Source organism: Delftia sp., from assembly GCF_059499305.1.
On record NZ_JCABYI010000036.1, the window covers coordinates 210,296 to 230,416 of the forward strand.

At 67.1% G+C, this 20,121-nt stretch carries 17 protein-coding genes; 9 read left to right on the forward strand and 8 right to left on the reverse strand.

The features are described 5' to 3' along the window. Positions 1-180 precede the first annotated feature (180 nt). On the forward strand, positions 181-2,169 hold the full coding sequence (locus AC5I49_RS25615; protein ID WP_495790081.1) for an acetoacetate--CoA ligase: 1,989 nt from the start codon (positions 181-183) through the stop codon (positions 2,167-2,169). A gap of 128 nt (positions 2,170-2,297) precedes the next feature. Then, entirely contained in the window at positions 2,298-2,738 is a 441-nt protein-coding gene (locus AC5I49_RS25620) for a MarR family winged helix-turn-helix transcriptional regulator (RefSeq protein WP_016449686.1), read from the forward strand. A 140-nt stretch (positions 2,739-2,878) separates the two neighbouring features. Here the strand turns inward: AC5I49_RS25620 and AC5I49_RS25625 are convergent, their stop codons facing one another. From AC5I49_RS25625 to mutS, 3 genes are read right to left on the reverse strand one after another with little or no spacing between them, the layout of a single operon-like run. Then, entirely contained in the window at positions 2,879-3,766 is an 888-nt protein-coding gene (locus AC5I49_RS25625) for an alpha/beta fold hydrolase (RefSeq protein ID WP_495790082.1), read from the reverse strand. After that, positions 3,763-4,839 (reverse strand): proteasome-type protease, encoded by a 1,077-nt coding sequence (locus tag AC5I49_RS25630; RefSeq protein ID WP_016449684.1) that lies wholly within the window; start codon positions 4,837-4,839, stop codon positions 3,763-3,765. Before AC5I49_RS25630 ends, AC5I49_RS25625 begins: the two co-directional genes overlap by 4 nt. Before the next feature lie 55 nt (positions 4,840-4,894). After that, the gene (gene mutS, locus AC5I49_RS25635; protein WP_126311803.1) at positions 4,895-7,483 is read right to left on the reverse strand and encodes a DNA mismatch repair protein MutS; all 2,589 of its coding nucleotides are present in this window, start codon (positions 7,481-7,483) and stop codon (positions 4,895-4,897) included. Between the two features lie 342 nt (positions 7,484-7,825). On the opposite strand from mutS, the gene AC5I49_RS25640 reads away from it, so the two are divergent. Both AC5I49_RS25640 and AC5I49_RS25645 read left to right on the forward strand, forming a co-directional pair. Next, the gene (locus AC5I49_RS25640; RefSeq protein ID WP_227469602.1) at positions 7,826-8,452 is read left to right on the forward strand and encodes a hypothetical protein; all 627 of its coding nucleotides are present in this window, start codon (positions 7,826-7,828) and stop codon (positions 8,450-8,452) included. Continuing rightward, complete coding sequence (locus AC5I49_RS25645) at positions 8,445-9,389, forward strand: nucleotidyl transferase AbiEii/AbiGii toxin family protein (protein WP_016454701.1); 945 nt, start codon at positions 8,445-8,447, stop codon at positions 9,387-9,389. Before AC5I49_RS25640 ends, AC5I49_RS25645 begins: the two co-directional genes overlap by 8 nt. Positions 9,390-9,484: 95 nt before the next feature. Here the strand turns inward: AC5I49_RS25645 and AC5I49_RS25650 are convergent, their stop codons facing one another. Further along, positions 9,485-10,198 carry a GntR family transcriptional regulator gene (locus AC5I49_RS25650; protein WP_495790083.1) on the reverse strand — a complete coding sequence of 238 codons (714 nt, stop codon included), beginning with the start codon at positions 10,196-10,198 and terminating at the stop codon, positions 9,485-9,487. 147 nt (positions 10,199-10,345) lie between these two features. Here AC5I49_RS25650 and AC5I49_RS25655 point away from each other — a divergent pair, with 147 nt between their 5' ends. The 4 genes from AC5I49_RS25655 (at position 10,346) to AC5I49_RS25670 (ending at position 15,080) form a co-directional block, all read left to right on the forward strand. Then, positions 10,346-11,302, forward strand: a complete 957-nt coding sequence (locus AC5I49_RS25655; RefSeq protein WP_392414275.1) for an SMP-30/gluconolactonase/LRE family protein — start codon at positions 10,346-10,348, stop codon at positions 11,300-11,302. Between the two features lie 90 nt (positions 11,303-11,392). Then, positions 11,393-13,120 carry an acetolactate synthase catalytic subunit gene (locus AC5I49_RS25660; protein ID WP_495790084.1) on the forward strand — a complete coding sequence of 576 codons (1,728 nt, stop codon included), beginning with the start codon at positions 11,393-11,395 and terminating at the stop codon, positions 13,118-13,120. Next, positions 13,120-13,887 carry an SDR family oxidoreductase gene (locus AC5I49_RS25665; protein WP_495790085.1) on the forward strand — a complete coding sequence of 256 codons (768 nt, stop codon included), beginning with the start codon at positions 13,120-13,122 and terminating at the stop codon, positions 13,885-13,887. The genes AC5I49_RS25660 and AC5I49_RS25665 overlap by 1 nt, the downstream gene beginning before the upstream one ends. A 200-nt stretch (positions 13,888-14,087) precedes the next feature. Beyond that, positions 14,088-15,080, forward strand: a complete 993-nt coding sequence (locus AC5I49_RS25670) for a tripartite tricarboxylate transporter substrate binding protein (protein WP_495790086.1) — start codon at positions 14,088-14,090, stop codon at positions 15,078-15,080. A 250-nt stretch (positions 15,081-15,330) separates the two neighbouring features. On the opposite strand, the gene AC5I49_RS25675 is transcribed toward AC5I49_RS25670, so the two are convergent. From AC5I49_RS25675 to AC5I49_RS25690, 4 genes are all read right to left on the reverse strand, one after another. Continuing rightward, on the reverse strand, positions 15,331-16,428 hold the full coding sequence (locus AC5I49_RS25675) for a DNA glycosylase AlkZ-like family protein (RefSeq protein ID WP_495790087.1): 1,098 nt from the start codon (positions 16,426-16,428) through the stop codon (positions 15,331-15,333). Positions 16,429-16,481: 53 nt separating this feature from the next. Then, entirely contained in the window at positions 16,482-17,414 is a 933-nt protein-coding gene (locus AC5I49_RS25680) for a DUF4349 domain-containing protein (protein WP_216295008.1), read from the reverse strand. A gap of 65 nt (positions 17,415-17,479) precedes the next feature. Continuing rightward, a complete protein-coding gene (locus AC5I49_RS25685; protein ID WP_495790088.1) occupies positions 17,480-18,307 on the reverse strand; it encodes a hypothetical protein in 828 nt (275 codons plus the stop codon). Then, the gene (locus AC5I49_RS25690; RefSeq protein WP_257762791.1) at positions 18,298-18,432 is read right to left on the reverse strand and encodes a hypothetical protein; all 135 of its coding nucleotides are present in this window, start codon (positions 18,430-18,432) and stop codon (positions 18,298-18,300) included. The genes AC5I49_RS25685 and AC5I49_RS25690 overlap by 10 nt, the downstream gene beginning before the upstream one ends. A gap of 236 nt (positions 18,433-18,668) precedes the next feature. On the opposite strand from AC5I49_RS25690, the gene AC5I49_RS25695 reads away from it, so the two are divergent. Beyond that, positions 18,669-19,913 carry a class I SAM-dependent methyltransferase gene (locus AC5I49_RS25695; RefSeq protein WP_495790089.1) on the forward strand — a complete coding sequence of 415 codons (1,245 nt, stop codon included), beginning with the start codon at positions 18,669-18,671 and terminating at the stop codon, positions 19,911-19,913. Positions 19,914-20,121 lie beyond the last annotated feature (208 nt).

Here is a 20,121-nt window from a genome sequence, read left to right on the forward strand (position 1 = left end):
GGGCCGGGCCATCGATGGGGACAAGCCACCTTCGGGTGGCTTTTTTGCGTCATGTACCCGGGGGAGCAACCGCATGACGAGCGCGTGGTTGCCCCCTGAAAACCCCTGTACTTCTGAGAATGATGATGTTCTATGGTTATAAAAAATATGTTTTTTTTATAACTTTTTCCGAGGGTTGCCATGGCCATCGAACAAGGGCAGTTGATGTGGCGTCCCAGCCCGCAGCAGGTCGCGCAAAGCGGCCTGGCGCGCTACATGGATTGGCTGGCTGCGGCAAGGGATAGGCGCTTCGATGGCTACCAGGCGCTGTGGCAGTGGTCGGTCACGGATCTCGATGGCTTCTGGCGCTCGATCTGGGACTACTTCCAGGTCATGGCCGACGGTGACCCGACGCGCGTGCTCGGTGAGCGCGGCATGCCGGGCGCGCAGTGGTTTCCCGACACGCACCTGAACTATGCCGAGCATGTGTTCCGCAGCGCCAGCGCCGAGCACCCGGCCATCATCGCGCGCTGCGAAGGCGCCGAGCCGGTGGAGCTGTCATGGCGGCAGCTGGAGCGTGACGTGGCGGCGCTCGCGGCCCGGATGCGCGAACTCGGCCTGGGCCGCGGCGATCGCGTCGTGGCCTACCTGCCCAATGTGCCCCAGGCGGTCGTGGCCTTCCTGGCCTGCGCCAGCATAGGCGCCATCTGGTCCAGCTGCGCGCCCGAGATGGGTGTTTCCGTGGTGCTGGACCGCTTCCAGCAGATCGGCCCCAAGCTGATTTTCGCCACCGATAGCTATGTCTACGGGGGACGGTGTTTCGATCGCCGCGCCGTACTCGGCGAGGTGCTGCGGGGATTGCCCGAGATAGGCCATGTGATCCATGTGCCCGGCCCCCTGTTCAGGCCCGGGGACCCCGCATGCGAGCTGCCCTGGCGCGATGTCATGGCCTGGGCCGACGCTCTGGCCAGGCCCGCAGAGCCGGTCTTCGAGCGCTTGCCGTTCTCGCACCCGCTGTGGGTGGTCTATTCCTCGGGCACCACGGGACTGCCCAAAGCCATGGTGCACAGCCATGGCGGCATCGTGCTCACCCACCTCAAGACCCATGGGCTGCAGCACGACGTGCGGCCCGGCGACCGCTTCATGTTCCTGGGCAGCACGGGCTGGATCGTCTGGAACCTCATGGTGGGCAGCCTGCTGGCTGGCGCCACCGTGGTGCTGTCCGATGGCAACCCGACCTCGCCCGACGATGGCGCATTGTGGGACTTCATCGATCGCCAGCAGGTCACGCTGTTCGGTTGCGGCGCGGCCTTTCTGGCCAAGACCATGAAGGATGGCGTGGTGCCGGCCCGGGGCCGCCGCTTCGAGAAACTGCGCGCCATCAATTCCACGGGGTCGGCGCTGCCGCTGGAGGCCTACGGCTGGGTCTACGAGAACATCAAGCGCGATCTGTGGCTGGCCTCGGTCAGCGGTGGAACGGATATCGCCTCGGGCTTCGTGGCCTGCGCGCCCCTGCTGCCCGTGCGTGCGGGCGAGATCCAGTGCCGTGAGCTGGGCGTCGCCGCGCACGCCTTTGACGAGCAAGGGCGCAGCATGACCGGCGAGGTGGGCGAACTGGTGATCACCGAACCCATGCCTTCCATGCCCTTGTATTTCTGGAACGACGCCGATGGCCTGCGCTACCGTGAAAGCTACTTCGACGTCTTTCCCGGCTACTGGCGCCATGGCGACTGGATCTCGTTCAGCGAGCATGGGTCGGCAGTGATCTACGGCCGCTCGGACACCACGATCAACCGTTTCGGCATCCGCATGGGAACGGCCGAGATCTACCGTGTCGTCGAGGAAGTTGACGAGGTCTTGGACAGCCTCGTCGTGGACCTGGAGTTCCTGGGGCGCCCCTCTTTCATGCCCTTGTTCGTGGTGCTGGCCCCGGGCCTGGTGCTGACGGATGCGCTGGTAGCCCGGATCAAGGATGCCATCAGGGCCCAGGCCTCTGCGCGCCACGTGCCCGATGCGGTCATCCAGGTCGCCGAGATTCCGCGCACTCTCACGGGCAAGAAGATGGAACTGCCCGTGCGCAAGCTGCTGCTGGGTGCAGAGCCCGCCAAGGTGGCCAGCCCCGACGCCATGGCCAATCCGGGCAGCATCGATTTCTTCGTGCAATACCGGGCACGGGTCCCGCTGGCCTGAGGTGCGGCGACCCTGGCCGATTGCATCCATGACGCAGGAGACAAACCCATGACCGTCTCTATCGAAAGGTCCGCCAGGCCCCGTTCGATGCGCCTGGCCCCACCTTGGACCGAGCCACCCCATCGCCCATGAAGTCAGCACTCCAGCAGAATTTTCTGATGCAGCAGTTGGGCCACTGCACGCGCCTGGCCCATGCCACCGTAAGGCCTCACTATGCGAAGCACATGCTGGCGCTGGATCTCAAGCCGTCGGAGTTTGCCGTGCTGTCGCTGATCTCGGCCAATCCCGGCGCGTCCCAGCGCCAGATCGCCGAGACCGTGATGATTTCCCAGCCCAACATGGCGGCGCTGATGGAAAGACTGCAGGTGCGCGGCCTGCTCAGGCGCGAGGCCGATCCTGCGGACAGGCGCCTGTCGCTGCTGTATCTGACGGCCGAGGGCGAACGCCTGCACGAAAAGGCGGCGGCGCAGGTGGAAATTCTGGAGCAAGAGGCCAGCCGCATGCTGAGCGCTGAGGACAAGCAGCAGCTGCTGCGCCTGCTTCACAAGATGATCGATTGCGCCGGGTAGCCGGCCCGCCATCGCCAAGACCCTCGCCCGCTGCCGTGAACGCCGATGGGGCCCGATCCTTGAGGAAGGCGCCAAGGGGTTCACGCTCCATCCCATGGTCCAGGGTTGCCATCCGGATCTCGGCCTGAGCCGGACGCCGCTCAGGTTTGCATGTTCAGCAGCGCGGCCTCGATGGCGGCGGCCGTGGCGTGGGGCCGCTCCATGGGGAACAGGTGGCTGCCGTCCAGCATCATCACGCGCCCGCGCGTGATGCGGCGCGTCAGGTCCATGCCCACCTGGCGCATCTCCACCGAGGCACGCCCGCCGATGAAGGCCGCCGGGCAGCGCAGCGGATGGTGGTGCAGCAGCGAGGCCAGGTTGTGCGGCAAGGTGTTGTAGATGGCGGTCTCCACCTCGCGCGTGAAGTGCAGCGTGCGCCGGCCGTCCAGGTCGGCCAGGCCGCCCTGCACATAGTCCTGGAGCACCTGCGGATGCCATTGCGCAAACACCTTCTTGGCGCGGAAATAGGCCAGCGCCTCGTCATCGCTGTCCCAGGCATTGCGGCGGCGCGCGCTGATCTTGCCTGGCGAGACCGAGCCCACCAGCTGCGTGCGCTTGGCCACCCCCACGGCGTTGGCACGCCAGCCGCTGAGCAATGGCGAGTCGATCAGCAGCACGCCGCGCGCCAGCTCGGGATGGCGCGCGGCCGTCATCACGCTCAGGAAACCGCCCAGCGAATGCCCGACCAGGAAGACCGGACCGCCCACGCGCTCGACCTCGGCGCGCGTGAACTCGGCCAGTTGCTCGACCAGGTGCGGCCAGTTGTTGGTGACGGGAAAGCGCGGGTCATGGCCGAAGCGCTCCACGCCCTGCGCCGCGATGCCGCGCTCGGCCAGCAGCGAGAGCAGCAGCCGGTAGGTGGGCAGCGGAAAACTGTTGGCATGCGAGAACACCACGGGCAGCGGCGCCGATGCAGTGCCCGCGCCCGTACCCGTGCCGGCAACCGCCGCATCGCTCTCGGCCCGCTGTGCGGACCGGGTCGCGTTCACGGCCGAGGCTCCTGGCCGGCCTGTGCGGCGCCATCGGGCACGCCTTGCTGGTGGCCCGAGGGCTGGCCTGCATCGGGCCGCACGGGCGATGCCGGGCCCGGCTGCTGGGGCGTCATGGGTGTCATGGGCGTCATGGGGGAGGTCGCAAGACCGTCTGCCGTGGAGGTGCCCAGGCCCGCGCCCGTGCCGCTGTGATAGGGCTGGCGCAGCGCCGCAGGCGGCAGCCGGCCCATGCTGCGCGCCGACGAGCGCAGGGCGCCTGCCGGCGCGTTGACCTTTGTCAGCGGCTGGGCCTGGCGGCTGTGCACGCGGATGGGCACCTCGGAGGCGCCGCCATCCCAGGCCGGGTCCTCGATGCTGTCGAAGACATGGCGCAGGCGCTCGCCCCAGCTGTCGTGCAGCATGCGGAAATACGGATTGCTCTCGTCGATGCTGACGATCTTGTCGGAGGCGAAGCGGTCCTTCTCGTACACGATCAGGTCCAGCGGCAGGCCCACCGACAGGTTGGACTTGAGCGTGCTGTCCATGGACACCAGGGCGCACTTGGCGGCCTCGTCCAGCGGCGTGCGCGGCGTGATCACGCGGTCCAGCACGGGCTTGCCGTACTTGGACTCGCCGATCTGGAAGTAGGGCGTCTCGCTCGTGGCCTCGATGAAGTTGCCTGCCGAGTAGACCTGGAACAGCCGCATGGTCTCGCCCTGGATCTGGCCGCCCAGCACCAGCGAGATATTGAAATCCACGCCCGACCGGGACAGCGCCACGCCGTCGCGCTCGTACACATGGCGCACGGCCGCGCCCAGCACGCGGGCCGCGTCGAACATGCTGCGCACGTTCCAGATGGTCAGCATGTCGCCCGTGGCCTCGTCGCGCAGCTGCTGGCTCTCCAGCAGCTCGCGCACCGATTGGGTGATGGACAGGTTGCCGGCCGACAGCAGCACCATGAAACGGTCGCCGGGGTTCTCGTAGACCATGAGCTTGCGGAACGAGCTGATCTGGTCCAGGCCGGCATTGGTGCGCGAGTCGGCCAGGAAAACCAGGCCGGCGTTGAGCTTGATGGCAACGCAATAAGTCATGGAAGCGTCCGAATCTGCGGAAATGGCAAGTTTAGTGCGAGGCGATTGACCGCGTTCAGGCGGCGATCTTCTTGAGCTGGTAGAGGGCCTCCAGCGCCTCGCGCGGGCTCAGTGCGTCGGGATTGATGGCGGCCAGCGCCTGGGCCAGCGGGTCGTGGCGGCTTTCGGGCTCGGGCATGTCGGGCGCATCGAACAGGTCCACCTGCAGGCGGCCCTCGTCGGCGTGGGCCTCCAGTGCCTCCAGCGCATGGCGCGCGTGGTGCAGCACGCCGGCCGGCATGCCCGCCAGCTTGGCCACCTGGATACCGTAGCTGCGGCTGGCCGGTCCGGGCTGGATCTCGTGCAGGAAGACGATGTCCTGGCCCGATTCGGCGGCGCTCACATGCATGTTCACGGCCGCGCGTGCCTTGGCCGGCAGCTCGGTCAGCTCGAAGTAGTGCGTGGCAAACAGCGTGAAGGCGCGCGTCCTGTCGTGCAGCTGGGTGGCGATGCCGCTGGCCAGCGCCAGGCCGTCGAAAGTGCTGGTGCCCCGGCCGATCTCGTCCATCAGCACCAGGCTGTGCGGCGTGGCCGAGTGAAGGATCTGCGCGGCCTCGGTCATCTCCATCATGAAGGTGGACTGGGCATTGGCCAGGTCGTCGGCCGCGCCGATGCGCGTGTGGATGGCGTCGATGGGCCCCAGCCGGCAGCTGGACGCCGGCACATGCGAGCCCATGCTGGCCAGCAGCACGATCAGCGCCACCTGGCGCATATAGGTCGATTTGCCGCCCATGTTGGGGCCGGTGATGATCTGCATGCGCGTGTTGGCGTTCATGCGCGTGTGGTTGGCGATGAAGCTGCCGCTGGAGGTCTCGGCCATGCGGGCCTCCACCACGGGGTGGCGGCCGGCCTCGATCTCGATGCAGGGATGGTTCACGAACTCGGGCGCGCACCAGTTCAGCGTCAGCGAGCGCTCGGCCAGCGTGCACAGCACGTCGATGGCGGCAATGGCGCCGGCCACGCGCGTGAGCGCCGGCACATGGGGCTGCAGCTGGTCCAGCAGCTGCTCGTAGAGGAATTTCTCGCGCTGCAGCGCGCGCTCCTGCGCCGACAGGGCCTTGTCCTCGAAGGCCTTGAGCTCGGGCGTGATGTAGCGCTCGGCGTTCTTCAGCGTCTGGCGGCGGCGGTAGCGCTCGGGCACCGCGTCCTTGTAGCTGTTGGTGATCTCTATATAGAAGCCGTGCACCTTGTTGAACTGCACGCGCAGGTTGGGAATGCCGGTCAGCAGCTTTTCCTTGGCCTCCAGCTCCAGCAGGAAGTCATCGCAGTTGTTCTGGATGGCGCGCAGCTCGTCCAGCTCGGCGTCGTAGCCCGTGGCAAACACGCCGCCGTCGCGCACCAGGGCGGCCGGCTCTTCCATGATGGCGCGCACCAGCAGCTCGGCGCAGCCCTCGGGCGGCTGCAGGTCGGCAAACAGCTGGGTCAGGTGGGCCGAGGGTGTCTCCCCGGTCTGGGCCAGCACGGCCGCCTTGTGCAGTGTGCGGCCCAGTCCCACCAGCTCGCGCGGGCGCACCTGGCGCAGTGCGGTGCGCGCCGTGATGCGCTCCACATCGCTCACGCCCTTGAGCTGCTCGCGCAACTGCTGCCAGGGCGCGGCCATGCCGCCTGCGCTGGCGCCCTGCAGCGCCCGCGTGGCCTCCAGCCGCGCCATGGCCTGCGTGCGGTCGCGGCGCGGCTCCAGCAGCCAGGCCTTGAGCAGGCGGCTGCCCATGCCCGTCATGCAGGTGTCCAGCAGGGAGAACAATGTGGGCGAATCCTCGCCGCGCAGCGTCTTGACCAGCTCCAGGTTGCGGCGCGTGGCCAGCGGCAGCGCAATCAGCTCATCGTCGCGCTGCACCTGCAGAGCGTGGATGTGCGACAGGCTGCGGCCCTGCGTGTGCTCCGCATACGACAACAGGGCGGCGCTGGCGCCATGGGCCAGCGGCAGGTCCTCGGCCTCCCAGGCCTTGAGGCTGGCGGCGCCCAGCAGCTCCAGCAGCTTGCGCTCGCCCAGGCCGCCGTCGAACTGCCAGTCGGGGCGCGGCGACAACGGGCAGGCAATGGAGCCGCCATGGCGCAGCGCGAACAGGCTTTGCTCGAAACGCTCGGTCACGCCCGCGCTGTAGATCAGCTCGCTGGGCGCAATGCGCGAAATCCAGGCGCCCAGCTCGTCGTGGGAACACTCGGCCAGATGGATGCGCCCCTGCGTCACCGCCATCCAGGCCAGGCCGCAGCGCTGGCGCCCGGCCGTGTGCAGGGACAGCAAGATCGCCTCGCTCTTGTCCGACAGCAGCTCACTGTCGGTCAGCGTGCCCGGCGTCACCACGCGCACCACCTTGCGCTCCACCGGGCCCTTGGCGGCGCCCACCTCGCCCACCTGCTCGCAGATCGCCACCGACTCGCCCAGCTTGATCAGCCGGCCCAGGTAGTTCTCCAGCGCATGGAAGGGCACGCCCGCCATGGGAATCGGCTGCCCCGCCGTCTGCCCGCGCGTGGTCAGCGTAATGTCCAGCAGCCGCGCCACCTTCTCCGCATCCCCGAAGAACAGCTCGTAGAAATCCCCCATGCGGTAGAAAACCAGCGTGTCGGGGTAGTTGATCTTGATGCCCAGGTACTGCTGCATCATGGGCGTGTGCGCCGACAGATCAGGGGCCGGAGAGGGCTTTGTGCTTTGCGAGAGGTCGCTCATTGGCTTGGGAATCAACAGGTTGCAGCGGCGCGAAGGTGCCGGGCAAGGCCTGCCTGGATGGCGCGGGGCCGCAGGAAGGCGCGAATGTTCTTGTAGGGTACTTGCCGCCTTCGGCCACCTCAGTCAGAGGTGGGCGCGATGCCGGTGAAGGGGGACATTATTCCACGGGGTGTTGAGCGGGGCTTGGGGATGGTGTTCGTGGCCGTGCCACTGCAGAGCAACGGGTGGAATTGCGAATGCTTTCAATCTCCTGCCGGTGATAGGATGCATGAAACTTCAATGAAAAATCCAGCCATCATGCGTGTCGGCCGTTCTTCTGCTGAACCCTTGCGGGGAGGTGCTGCACTCCTGGCGGAAGAGCTGCGCCCTGGTGGCGTGTACCGACGCGAAGACCTGGCACCGCTTTCCACGGCGGTAGACCGGCATCTGAGTGAGCTGGTGGCTGGCGGAAGATTGAAGAAGTTGGCGCAAGGGCTGTATCACGCACCCAAGCAGTCCGATTTCGGGCCGCTGCCACCTGCTGACGATCAAGTGGTCCAGAGCTTTCTGCGGGACAGCGATTTCCTGTTGTTTTCGCCTTCCGCCTTCAATGCGGTGGGTGTCGGTACCACGCAGCTGTACAACAGCACCTGGGTCTACAACCGCAAGCGGCACGGCATCTTTCGGTTAGGCAATCGTGATTTCGACTTTCGGGTAAAGCCCCGTTTTCCAAAGAAACTCAGCCCCGAGTTCCTGTTCGTGGACTTGCTCAACAACCTGGATGAGCTGGCTGAAGATGGGGAACTGGTTCTTGGGCAGGCGCGCAAAAAGATGCCGTCCTTTGATGCCGAGCGCCTGCGCCGGGCGATTGAGCGCTATGCCAACGCGGCTACGCGAAAAATCTTGAGGGAGTGGAGCGGTGGCTGATTTTCTTCACGAGCGCAGGGATTTCGACCAACTCCTCGCGTTGGTGGCCGACGAGCGTGGTTTGGCTCCTGTGCTGGTGGAAAAAGACTACTGGATCATGCATTGCCTCTGGGGTCTTCAGGCCCAGGGGCTGCGGTTCGAGCTGAAGGGCGGCACATCGCTGTCCAAGGGCTTCGGTGTCATCCATCGTTTTTCCGAAGACATCGATATCCGCATCGACCCGCCGCAAGGAATGGACGTCAAGACAGGCCGCAATCACGACAAGCCCGCTCACGTCGAATCACGGCGAGCCTATTACGACGCGCTCGCGCAAACCATCTGCATTCCCGGTGTGGTCGAAGTTCAGCGGGATCGCCTGTTTGACGATGACAAGATGCGCAGCGCCGGGATCCGGTTGTTCTACACGCCAAGAACGGCGGCGCTTGCGGGGATCAAGGACGGCATCCTGTTGGAATTGGGATTCGATGACACGGCACCCAATCGCGCAGTGACCATCTCTTCGTGGGCCTTGGAGGCTGCCATGGGGCGCGATATCCCGCTGCGGGACAACCGTGCGGTGAATGTGCCTTGCTATGCACCGACGCACACTTTCGTCGAAAAATTGCAGACCATCTCCACCAAGTACCGCAGGCTGGATGCAAGCCGGGCATTTCCTGCCAACTTCCTGCGGCATTACTACGATGTGTATTGCCTCCTGGGCATGGAGGAAGTGCAGGGCTTCATCGGAACACCGGCCTATCAGCAACGCAAGATCGAGCGGTTCCGTTCCGGAGATGAGCTGGCTATCTCCCTCAACCCGGCATTTGTGCTGGCCGATGCTGCTCAATGCGACCGTTTTGCGCAGGAGTACCGCAAGACACGGGCCTTGTACTACCAAGGACAGCCGGATTTCGACCTTCTTCTGGCCCGCATCCGCGAGCACATCCATGTGCTGTGATGGGCACAGGAATCCTTGATGAAAAAGGACTCAATAGTCCTCATGGTCTTGCATAGGGATGGCCCGCCTGCCTGACTGGCAAGCCTCTGTGTTCTCTAACCCCGCCCCCCCGCCACCACCCACTCCTGCGGAAACTCCATCCCATCATCCTTGGCAATCTTCCTGAGGATATGCAGGCAGGCGCTTTGCAGGTCCTGCACCACGGCCTGCCGGGCAGCGGGGCCGTCCCTTTGCTCCAGCGCGTGGATCAGGCGGATGTGCGGATGCTCGGCCGCGCGGGCGTAGGTGCCTCGGTAGAGGTAGCGCACGGAGGGGCCGCACTTGAGCCATAGCAGGCCGATGAGGCTGGCCAGCACGGGCTGCTGCGCGGCTTCGATGATGGAGAAGTGGAAGCGCTCATTGGCGATCAGCGTGGCGTCGTCATCCACGGCGATGGATTTTTCCAGGTCCTGGTGCAGCCGGGTGAGGGTGTCGATGAAGCCCTGGCCCGGATGGCGGCTGGCGGCGGCTGCGGCGGCGCGGCCTTCCAGTTCGATGCGCAGGGCGATGATTTCCACGTACTGCTCCACGCTGAGCACGGGCACGGTGGCCACGCCGCGGTCGTCCAGGTCCAGGGCGCCTTCGGAGGCCAGGCGCTGTATGGCATCACGCACGGGCGTGGGGCTGATGCCGAACTCTTCGGCCAGGCTGCGGTAGACGAGGCGCTGCGCGGGTTGCAGCTGGCCTCTAACGATGGCGTCACGGATCTGCAGGTAGGTTTTTTCGGCAAGGGTCTGATTGGTTCGGATCTGTGAAAAAACGCTGGACATCGGGCCTCCGCAACTGCTTGGGCGCAATGGTACCTCCCGGGGAAGGACGGTTTGCCCATGGCCACGGTGTGTGGCTGTGCCAAGGGCTAACCCTGTAATTGGTGTTTGATACATCAAGTACCATGCATCATATCCAAGGGAGGGTGCATGCGGACATACACGTTGGAAAAAGCAGAACCAAGGATTCGTGAGCTGGCCGACGGCCTGGAGTTTCCCGAAGGCCCGGTGGCCATGCGCGATGGATCGGTCGTGCTGGTGGAGATCGCCAACGGCTGGCTGACCCGGGTGACGGCCGATGGCACAAGGCGGCAGCTCGTCCACCTGGGCGCGGGCCCGAACGGTGCCGCCATAGGCCCCGGCGGCAAGCTGTTCATCTGCAACAACGGTGGCTTCCAGTGGCACCGCAGTGCGGAGCATGGACTGCGGCCCATAGGCCAGGCCAACGACTATTCAGGCGGGCGCATAGAGGCCGTGGACCTGGCCTCGGGCCAGGTCGAATGCCTGTACACGCAAAGCGGCAGCGGACCCTTGAAGGGGCCCAACGACCTGGTCTTCGACCGGCATGGCGGGTTCTGGTTCACCGACCACGGCAAGGTGCGGCCGCGCGAGGTGGACCGGGGCGGCGTCTGCTACGCGCTGGCCGATGGCAGCGCCATCCGCGAAGCCGTCTTCCCGCTGTGGTCGCCCAACGGAATCGGTCTTTCTCCCGATGAGAAGACGCTCTATGTGGCGGAGACCTTCACGGGGCGGCTGTGGGCCTTCGACATCGGCGAGCCCGGGCACATCCTGGCCCGGCCCTGGCCCGATTCGCCCAATGGCGGGCGGCTGGTCTGCCGCCTGCAGGGCATGCAGAACATCGACTCCCTGGCCGTGGATGCCGAAGGGAACATCTGCCTTGCCACGCTGGGCGAGGGCGGCATCACCGTGGTCTCGCCGGCCGGGCAGGTGCTGCACCGGGTCGAGTTGCCCGACCCCATGACGACCAACATCTGCTTTGGCGGCAAGGACCTGAAGACGGCTTTTGTCACCCTGTCTTCCACGGGGCGGCTGGTGGCGCTGGACTGGCCGTGTCCTGGATTGCCTTTGAATTTCCTGAATAGATAAGTTCCCCCTGGCTTCCCTTTCCGTATCGCTGGCGATTGCCATGGCGAGGGAGCCGCTACGCCTTTTTTTGTTGAACGGAAACCGCAACCCATGTCGAAACCCCTGAGCAACCCTGGATTGAACAAGCAGGACACCGTAGGCCACCTGGTGGCCCGGGTCCTGAAGCGGCACGGCATCACGCAGTTCTTCGGGCAGAGCCTGCCCAGCATGTTCGTGCTGGCCGCCGAGGAACTGGGCCTGCGCCAGATCGCCTACCGCACCGAGAACGCGGGCGGCTACATGGCCGATGCCCATGCCCGCATGAGCGGCAGGCCGGCCGTGATCACCGCGCAGAACGGTCCGGCCGCAGCGTTGCTGGTGGCGCCGCTGGCCGAGGCTCTGAAGGTCTCCATCCCCATCATCGCGCTCGTGCAGGACGTGGCGCGCGACCAGACCGACAGGAACGCCTTCCAGGACCTGGACCACATGGGCCTGTTCAAGCCCGTGACCAAGTGGGTGCGGCGCGTGGACCAGGCATCGCGCGTGGAGGACTATGTGGAGCAGGCCATCATCGCCGCCTGCAGCGGCCGGCCTGGCCCCGTGGCGCTGATGCTGCCGGCCGACCTGCTCACCGAGCCTGCCCAGCCCTCCAGCGTGCCCCGGCCCGCTGCATTGGCCCGCTTTCCGCTGGACCGCGCCGTGCCCGAACGGCAATTGCTGGAACAGGCAGTAGGCGCGCTGCTCCAGGCCCGCGCGCCGGTCATCGTTGCCGGTGGCGGCGTGCACATCTCGGGCGCCAGCGAGGCACTGAGCGCGTTTGCCGATGCGCTGAGCCTGCCCGTGGCCACCACCAACATGGGCAAGGGCGCCGTGGCCGAGACGCATGAGCTGTCGCTGGGCGTGGTCGCCAACTGCCTGGGGCCCAATGGCTCAGGCCGCTACCTGAAGGATTTCGTGTCCGGGGCCGACGTGGTGTTCCTGATCGGCAACCGCACCAACCAGAACGGCACGGACAGCTGGACGCTGTACCCGCGCGATGCGCAATTCATCCATCTCGATATCGACGGCCAGGAGATAGGGCGCAACTACGACGCCATGCGCCTGGTGGGCGATGCGCGGCTGGCGCTGCAGGCCATGCTGGACATCGCCGGGCCGCTGGATCTGTCGGCCCGTACCGGCCAGCGCGCTGCACTGGCCGCACGCATTGCCAAGGGCAGGGAAAGGCACCGACAGGAATCAGCCGAAGTGCGCCTGTCCAGCGCCGCACCCATCCGGCCCGAACGCATCATGCATGAGCTCGACGCCCTGCTGACCGCCGAGGACACCGTGGTGGCCGATGCCAGCTACTCCACGCTGTGGGTCACCAACTACCTGACCGCGCGCCGGGCCGGCCAGCGCTTCCTCACTCCGCGCGGCCTGGCGGGCCTGGGCTGGGGCATGCCCATGGCCATGGGCGCGCGCCTGGCGCAGGACGGCGGCCAGGTGTTCTGCCTGGTGGGCGACGGCGGCTTCGGCCATGTGTGGTCGGAGATGGAGACCTGCAGGCGCATGGGCATCAAGGTCATCACCGTCCTCATCAACAACGGCATCCTGGGCTACCAGAAGCATGCCGAGCATGTGAAGTTCGGCGAGCACACCTCGGCCGTGAACTTCAGCGGCGTGGACCATGCGGCCATCGCACGGGCCTGCGGCATCCACGGCGTGCGCGTGGAATCGGCCGATGCCATCGCCACCGCGCTGCGCGCCGCCATGGCCGCCGAAGAGGCCACGCTGATCGAGGTCATGTGCACCGAAGACGCCTTTCCCCCCATCACCTTCTACACGCCGGAGAGCCACTGATGAGCGCGCCTGAGAACTTCCCCCTCCGCACGGCCCTGGTGACCGGCGCCGCACGCGGCATCGGCCTGGCCACCGCCATCGAACTGCTGCGCGACGGCCGCCAGGTGGTGCTGGCCGACCTGGCCGCGCCCGACCTGGATCTGGTTCCGCAGGAACTGCGTGCCCGGGCCAGCGCCGTGGTGCTCGATGTCTGCGACGAGGCGGCCCGCCAGCGCGTGGTCGCGGACATGGTGCAGCGCCACGGCGGCGTGGACATCCTGGTCAACAACGCCGGCATCAGCCTCAAGAACGCCAGCGGACAGTCCAACGGCATCCTCGAAGTGGGGCTGGGCGAGCTGCAGCAGATCCTGGACGTCAACCTGCTGTCCATGCTGCGCCTGTGCCAGCTGGCGCTGCCGGGCATGAAGCAGCGGGGCTGGGGGCGCATCGTCAACGTGTCCTCGCTGGCCGGGCGCGGCAAATCCATCGTGGCCGGCCCCGCCTACATGCTGAGCAAGTCCGCCGTGCTGGGCCTGAGCCGCTCCATCGCCTCGGAGATGGGCCAGTACGGCATCACCACCAACTGCGTGGCGCCGGGCCGCATCCTGACGCCGATGGCGCAGCAGGCCGGCGACGAAGTCAACCGCCGCTATGCGGAGCAGATCCCGGTGCGGCGCCTGGGAGAGGCGGCCGAGGTCGGTGCTGCCATCCGCTACCTGTGCAGCGAGTCCGCAGGCTTCACCAATGGCGCGGTGATCGACGTCAACGGCGGCTTCTTCATGAATTGAGGAAGGACGACCCCCTGAGCGGCTGCGCCGCTTCCCCCTCTCGCTTGGCGGGGGGGGCGGCACCCTCGGTGCGGGGCTGCCCTTCCTCGGTGCCCCCACTTCCAGGGCGTGCCTGCTTCCCGGCCAGTGGGTAGTGCGCGGCACCGTGAAAGCACGACTTCCAAAGACGACAGAACCCAAGATCGCAACGAGAGACAACCATGCATGCATATCCATCACCCGCATCTCGCAGATGCCTGCTTTCGGCCTTCTGCGCGGCAGCGCTGGCGGCCGCAGCCGGCGCCCCGGCGCTGGCCCAGGGCACGGACGCGTTTCCCGAGCGGGAACTGACCCTGATCATCAACTACGGCGCAGGCGGCAATACCGACGTGGCCTCGCGCGCCATCGGCAATGCCATGGAGGTCCTGCTCAAAAAGCCCGTGGTGCCCAACAACCGCGCGGGAGCGCAGGGCACGCTGGGCGTCTCGTCGCTGGCCCGGCAAAAGCCCGACGGCTATACGCTGGGCGTGGTGACGTTTTCGACCATCGCCATCACGCCCCACCTCATGAAGGTGGACTACAAGGTCGATGACTTCGACTTCATCGCAGGCGTGGCCCGCTACCGCTATGGCGTGGCCGTGCGCGCGGACTCGCCCTACAAGACCATGGCCGACCTGGTGGCCGCGTCCCGCCAGGGCAAGGGCATCTTCTTCGGCGCGCCGTCCGCGCCCAACAACCTGGCCATGTACGAGCTGGGGCGCAAGACGGGCGGCAGGTTCGAGGAGATCAACTACAAGTCCGGCGCGGAGACCGTGGCCGGCCTGATCGGCGGGCAGGTCGATGTCATCGTGCAGAACCCCTCGGACATCGTCCAGCACGTCAAGGCCGGAAAAATGCGCCTGCTGGCCAGCGCCAGCCCCATGCGCTGGAAGGAGTTGCCCGAGGTGCCCACGCTCAGGGAGCAGGGCTACGATGTGGAGATCGACTCCTGGATCGGCCTGGCCTACCCCAAGGGCGTGCCCCCGGCCCTGCGCGACAGGCTGGAGCGCGTCGCCATGGCAGCTGCAGAGGGCCCCCAGGTGGCGCGCATCTTCGAGTCGGCCGGTGTGGACCCGGCGCCGCTCACCGGCGCCGAATACCGCAGGAAGCTGGTCCAGGGCCATGAGTCCATGGGCGCGGCCATCAAGGCAGCGAATCTGCCGCGCATGAACTGAGGGCGGTCCGGCTGCCTGCCGGTCTTGATGCACGGGTACTGCTGCAGCATGTGCCGAAAGATCATGAAAGGTTGCTCGTCGGCGGGGGAGCGCTCGCGCCCGCTCCCTGCGTTCGCTGTATCGGTCCACCAGGTAGCCTGTGCAGTCCAGCCGGTGCAGTCCAGCCGGTGCAGTCTCGCGCTTCAGCAGGGTGAACTTGACCAGTTCCCCCAATCACGTACACCGCGCGCAGGGGGCAAGTGCCTGCGCCTCAGCGCGGCGCCAGGAACTGCTCCATGCGCTGCAGCTCCTCATCCAGCGCGCTGCGAAAGGCGGCATCGCCGGGCGCCGCGCCGGCCACATAGCCGAATGACGGCTCCAGCCGGCCCTCGCGCGCCTGCAGGTTGGCCCAGCCGATCACATGGCCGCGCCAGAGCATGGGCAGGGCGTAGTAGCCGAGCTGACGCCGGGCCGGTGGCGTATAGGCCTCGAACTTGTAGGTCCAGCCCCAGAGCAGTGTGAAGCGGCGCCGGTCCCAGACCACGGGGTCAAAGGGCGCGAGCAGGCGCAGCCGCTCGTCGAAGGCATGGCGGCGCGAGCGTGGGTTCTCGTCGGCAGGCCAGTACCAGGTGGTTCCGTCGATGCGGCAACTGGCCAGCTGCTCGCGCGCCAGCCGCAGCGCCGCCTGGGTCTGCTGCGCCAGATGGGGTGCGCCATAGCCCAGCAGGCGCACCAGGTAGGTCAGGCTGGGGGCCGGCAGCGGTGCGTACTTGCGCACCACCAGGTCGATCAGCGCGGCGGCGCGCCGGGCGCTGGCGGCGGGGCTGTCGTCGGCTGGCGGGTGGGCGACTGCCTCGTAGACGCGCGTGCCGCTGTCGCGGCGCTTGACGCGCAGCAGGCCGCGGTAGTGCATGCCGTCGAGCAACTGCGTGCTGGCGCTGCCCGAGCCGCCCCAGTAGTTCTTCACGCTTCCGTGCGAGAAATGCTGCTCCACCTCGCGCGGATGCACGGCGCCGCGCTCGCGCACAAAGGCCAGCACCTCGGCGGCCTTGCGCTGTGTCTCGGCATCCCAGGCCTTGCGGGCCTGGCGCGGGTGCATCAGCGCCAGGTGCTCGCTGGGCAGAAAGCCGTAGTTGACCAGGCAGTCCTCGTCGATCGGCAGGCGCGCGTAGCGGCGTTCCAGGTCGCCGGCGCGGTAGTCCTTGACGCGGTGGCGCAGCGTCAGGTCCTGCGCCCGGGCCGGCGCGCGGATCGGGTCTGCCTGCACAAAGCCCAGGCGCTGTATGGCAGCAGGCAGGGTGGTCGGCGTGAACAGGGTGCGCGCCACGGCATGGCGGCGCAGGTCGTCAAGGCTCGGTTCGGTGGGCATGGCTTGATTGGAGCACGGCAGGGCCGCCGTACTTCCTGATCCTGCCGTGCCGCTCAGGCCTTCCTGGCACGCCTGCGCCGCCACAGCGCGCGCAGCACCCAGCCCAGCGGCAGCACCACCAGCACCAGCCAGGGCAGCACGGCCGCCACGAAGGTGATCAGCGCGGCCATGCTCTCGCCCAGCACATGGCCGGCATCACGCAGCGCGCGGCCTATGGGGCTGTAGCTGGTGCCGCCCTGCACCAGGGCGCGGGTGGGCGTGAACTGGATCTGTATGTGCTGCTTGCTGGTCTGCTGCTCCAGCACCTTGCGCTGAGCGGCCATGGCGTCCAGCTCGGCCTGCGTGTCCGACAGCGTGCGCTGTATCTCCAGCAGGTCGGACATGGTGCGCTTGGTCGTGGTGTCGCGCAGCATCAGGCGCAGGCTGTCGCGGAACTCGGTGCGGTTCCTGATGCGCGCCTCCACGTCGATCACCTCGGCCGTCTTGTCCTCGCTGATGGTGTTCTGCGACACGATGGTGGCCACGCCGGCCAGCGTGCCCAGCAGCCGCTGCACATCGGCCGGCGCCACGCGCATCTCCAGCATGGCGTTGCCGGGCTGCTGGGGCGTCTCGCGCAGCAGCGATGCCGACAGCAACTCGCAGCGCAGCGTGGCACACAGGTCGCGCACCTGGCCCCAGGCATCGGCCAGCTGCGCCTGCGGCACTTCCACGTTCAGCTCCTGGCGCACGGCCAGGAAGCGCTGGGCCATCTCGTCCTGCGCCGATGTCTCTGGTGCGGCTGCTGCCGCATCCTCGGCCTGCACGGTGGCGGCGCGGCCTTGCTTCATGCCGGCGCCGCCCGCCATGGGCGCGGGGGCGGGCGCAGATTCCATGGCTGCTGTGTCATGCCGCTGGTTGCAGCCCGCAAGGGCCAGCGTGGCAGCCATTGCCAGCGCGGCCGGCAAGGCCATGCGGGAGGGCAGAGTGGAAGGCCGGGGATGCGTCATGAATTTCCTCTTGAAAACAGGCAAGAACAGGCCGCTGTCAGAACTCAAAGCTCAAGGCTCAAGGCTCAGGGCTTGCCGCCGGGGCCGAACATGGAGTCCACCTCGGACTGCAGCTCGAAGATGTCGGACACGGTGTAGAGCCAGTCGCCCTTTTGCAGACGGCCCGGGTCCGGCGGCGTCTCCACGCAGGCCTTGACCAGGGTGAACTGGCCGGCCGGGTCGGGCAGGAACTTCAGGCCCGATATGGAAAACCGCGCCACCCGCCCCACACCATCGTTGTAGCGCCGGCCCCGGGCGCGCACGTCGGCCAGCTCCGCCATCTGCGGCAGGTGGTCGAACACCGCGTCGTAGAACTCCACGATGGGGCTCTGGTTGGTCCGGGCGCAGCCGTGCACGTACAGGGCGTAAAAGCGCCCGTCCAGCTCCATGGCCACCACGTCGGCCGCGCGGTAGAAGGTCAGGCTGTCGGGCAGGCCTGGCGAGCGTTTGGGCGGCGCGGGCGGCGTGTCCAGGAAGTCCTGGCGGATCTGCGCCGACTTGCGAAAGAAGTCATCGCTGAGCGCCACCTCGGCATTGAGCACATCGATGGCCGTGCGCGCGGCCGCGTTCAGGCCCGCGTCGGCCAGGCCGTTCCTGTGCAGCACGATGGCCAGGGCCAGCGCCGTCTTGTGCCGGTACAGCGCCGTTGCCTTGGCGTCATCTGCCTGCAGCACGCAGCTCCAGCGCCGCAGCAGGGGCGGCACGGCATGGCCGCCGTAGTTGGCCGCGATAGCGGCATCGTGCCGGCCCAGCGCAAACGTGCGCGCCATCACGCGCGCCACGTCTTCCTCCAGGGTCTGCACAAGGGTATCGGCTGCCAGCTTGGACAGCGCCTGGGTATGGGTCATGGCCATGGCGTCACTGGCTCCAGTTCGATGGCAGGTTCCTGAAATCCGGCCGGCAGGCCATAGCCGCCGGTGCTGCGTTGTTCGTTGCGGTGCTCGATGCAGTGTTCGATGCTCAGGTCATGGGCTTGCATGGGTCTGTCGCAGGCGCCTTCGCGCCGGGGCCGTTGGAACGCCGGCCAGTGTGCCCCAAGCCGGGCCGCTGGCGGGGTGTGGGCGCCATCGGGTCTGTATCGATCCGCTACCGGCGCGGGCTGCCGTGCTGACGTCTTGCCGTCACATGAACCGGCAAGACTCGTCATTTGCTTTGCATGCGGTTCATGCGGGTCATGTCAAAAGGGGGGCGCAGCCAGCCCCGGGGAGATGCACGATGTTCTGGGACAAGAAGCTCAGGCGCTGGGCCGAGGCCGTGCGTGCGCGGGCCGATCTGCCGGCGCGGCTGGTGCTGTGGAATGGCGAGCAGTTCGACTTCGGCCGCTTCGAGCAGCCGCGGGTCACGCTTACCGTGCGCAGCGCCTCGGCCCTGCCGCTGCTGCTGGACCCCAGCCTGGACCACCTGGGCCAGGCCTATGTGAAGGGCCAGATCGACATCGACGGGCGCCTGCCCGACATCATCGACTTCGGCTATGCGCTGGCGCGCCGCATGTCCAAGACCCAGGGCGCGGGCAAGGGGCCGGGGCGGCTGGCGCTTGCGGCGCGCGCGGCCAGGCGCTTTCGGCACAGCCGCAGCACGGACCGCGAATCCATCCAGTACCACTACGACGTGTCCGACGACTTCTACCGCCTCTGGCTGGACGAGGGCATGGTCTATTCCTGCGCCTACTTCGAGAACGGCGACGAGGACCTGGCCACCGCCCAGCGCAAGAAGCTGGACCACATCCTCACCAAGATCCGCCTGCAGCCGGGCCAGCGGCTGCTGGACATCGGCTGCGGCTGGGGCGCCCTGGTGCTGCGCGCGGCCCAGCACTTTGGCGCGCACTGCGTGGGCGTGACGCTGTCGCGCAACCAGTTCGAAGCGGCCACCGAGCGCGTGCGCGCCGCAGGCCTGGCCGACCGCATCGAGATCCGCCTGCAGGACTACCGCGACGTGCAGGGGCGCTTCGACCGCATCACCAGCGTCGGCATGTTCGAGCATGTGGGCCGCCGCAACCTGCCCATGTACTTTGCGCACATGCGCGAGCTGCTGGCCGACGACGGGCTGGCGCTGAACCACGGCATCACCTCCACCGATGCGGACGTGGGCGCCACGGCGTTGGGCGGCGGTGCGTTCATCGACCGCTATGTGTTTCCTGATGGCGAGCTGCCCCACCTGAGCCTGGCGCTGGAGGCCATGCAGCGTGGGGGGCTGGAGGTGCTGGATGTGGAGGGGCTGCGGCGTCATTACGTGCGCACGTTGCAGTTGTGGCTGGAGCGGTTTGAGGCTTGTGCGACGCAGATTCGGGCGTTGGTGGAGGAGGAGAGGTTTCGGATCTGGAGGGTGTATTTGGCGGGGTGTGCTTATGCGTTTGAGCATGACGATGTGTCTATCTTTCAGGTTGTTTGTCGGAGGGCGGGGCAGGGGGCTGCTTCGTTGCCTTGGTCGCGGCGGTATATGTACGAGCAGACCTTGTCGTGAGGCTTGTCTTGTTCGCCTGGCGTGACGCGGGTTTGGCTTTTTGACCCTGCCGGGTGGTGTTTTTTCGAGGCCGGGTCTCGGCCCGGCGGCCGACCTACTTTCCTTTGTTTCGCCACCGGTACGCCGGCCGAAGGAAAGTAGGCAAAGCAAAGGCGACCCGAATGCCCGCGACCCCTTCGCTGCGCTGCGGGGCAACCTGCGTCGGGCC

Coding starts and splice junctions, on each gene's coding strand:
- AC5I49_RS25680 (WP_216295008.1), bottom strand. CDS start 17,414: ATGACGCATCCCCGGCCTTCCACTCTGCCCTCCCGCATGGCCTTGCCG.
- AC5I49_RS25660 (WP_495790084.1), top strand. CDS start 11,393: ATGTCGAAACCCCTGAGCAACCCTGGATTGAACAAGCAGGACACCGTA.
- AC5I49_RS25640 (WP_227469602.1), top strand. CDS start 7,826: ATGAAAAATCCAGCCATCATGCGTGTCGGCCGTTCTTCTGCTGAACCC.
- AC5I49_RS25670 (WP_495790086.1), top strand. CDS start 14,088: ATGCATGCATATCCATCACCCGCATCTCGCAGATGCCTGCTTTCGGCC.
- AC5I49_RS25675 (WP_495790087.1), bottom strand. CDS start 16,428: ATGCCCACCGAACCGAGCCTTGACGACCTGCGCCGCCATGCCGTGGCG.
- AC5I49_RS25650 (WP_495790083.1), bottom strand. CDS start 10,198: ATGTCCAGCGTTTTTTCACAGATCCGAACCAATCAGACCCTTGCCGAA.
- AC5I49_RS25695 (WP_495790089.1), top strand. CDS start 18,669: ATGTTCTGGGACAAGAAGCTCAGGCGCTGGGCCGAGGCCGTGCGTGCG.
- AC5I49_RS25620 (WP_016449686.1), top strand. CDS start 2,298: ATGAAGTCAGCACTCCAGCAGAATTTTCTGATGCAGCAGTTGGGCCAC.
- mutS (WP_126311803.1), bottom strand. CDS start 7,483: ATGATGCAGCAGTACCTGGGCATCAAGATCAACTACCCCGACACGCTG.
- AC5I49_RS25630 (WP_016449684.1), bottom strand. CDS start 4,839: ATGACTTATTGCGTTGCCATCAAGCTCAACGCCGGCCTGGTTTTCCTG.
- AC5I49_RS25665 (WP_495790085.1), top strand. CDS start 13,120: ATGAGCGCGCCTGAGAACTTCCCCCTCCGCACGGCCCTGGTGACCGGC.
- AC5I49_RS25690 (WP_257762791.1), bottom strand. CDS start 18,432: ATGCAAGCCCATGACCTGAGCATCGAACACTGCATCGAGCACCGCAAC.
- AC5I49_RS25615 (WP_495790081.1), top strand. CDS start 181: ATGGCCATCGAACAAGGGCAGTTGATGTGGCGTCCCAGCCCGCAGCAG.
- AC5I49_RS25655 (WP_392414275.1), top strand. CDS start 10,346: ATGCGGACATACACGTTGGAAAAAGCAGAACCAAGGATTCGTGAGCTG.
- AC5I49_RS25685 (WP_495790088.1), bottom strand. CDS start 18,307: ATGGCCATGACCCATACCCAGGCGCTGTCCAAGCTGGCAGCCGATACC.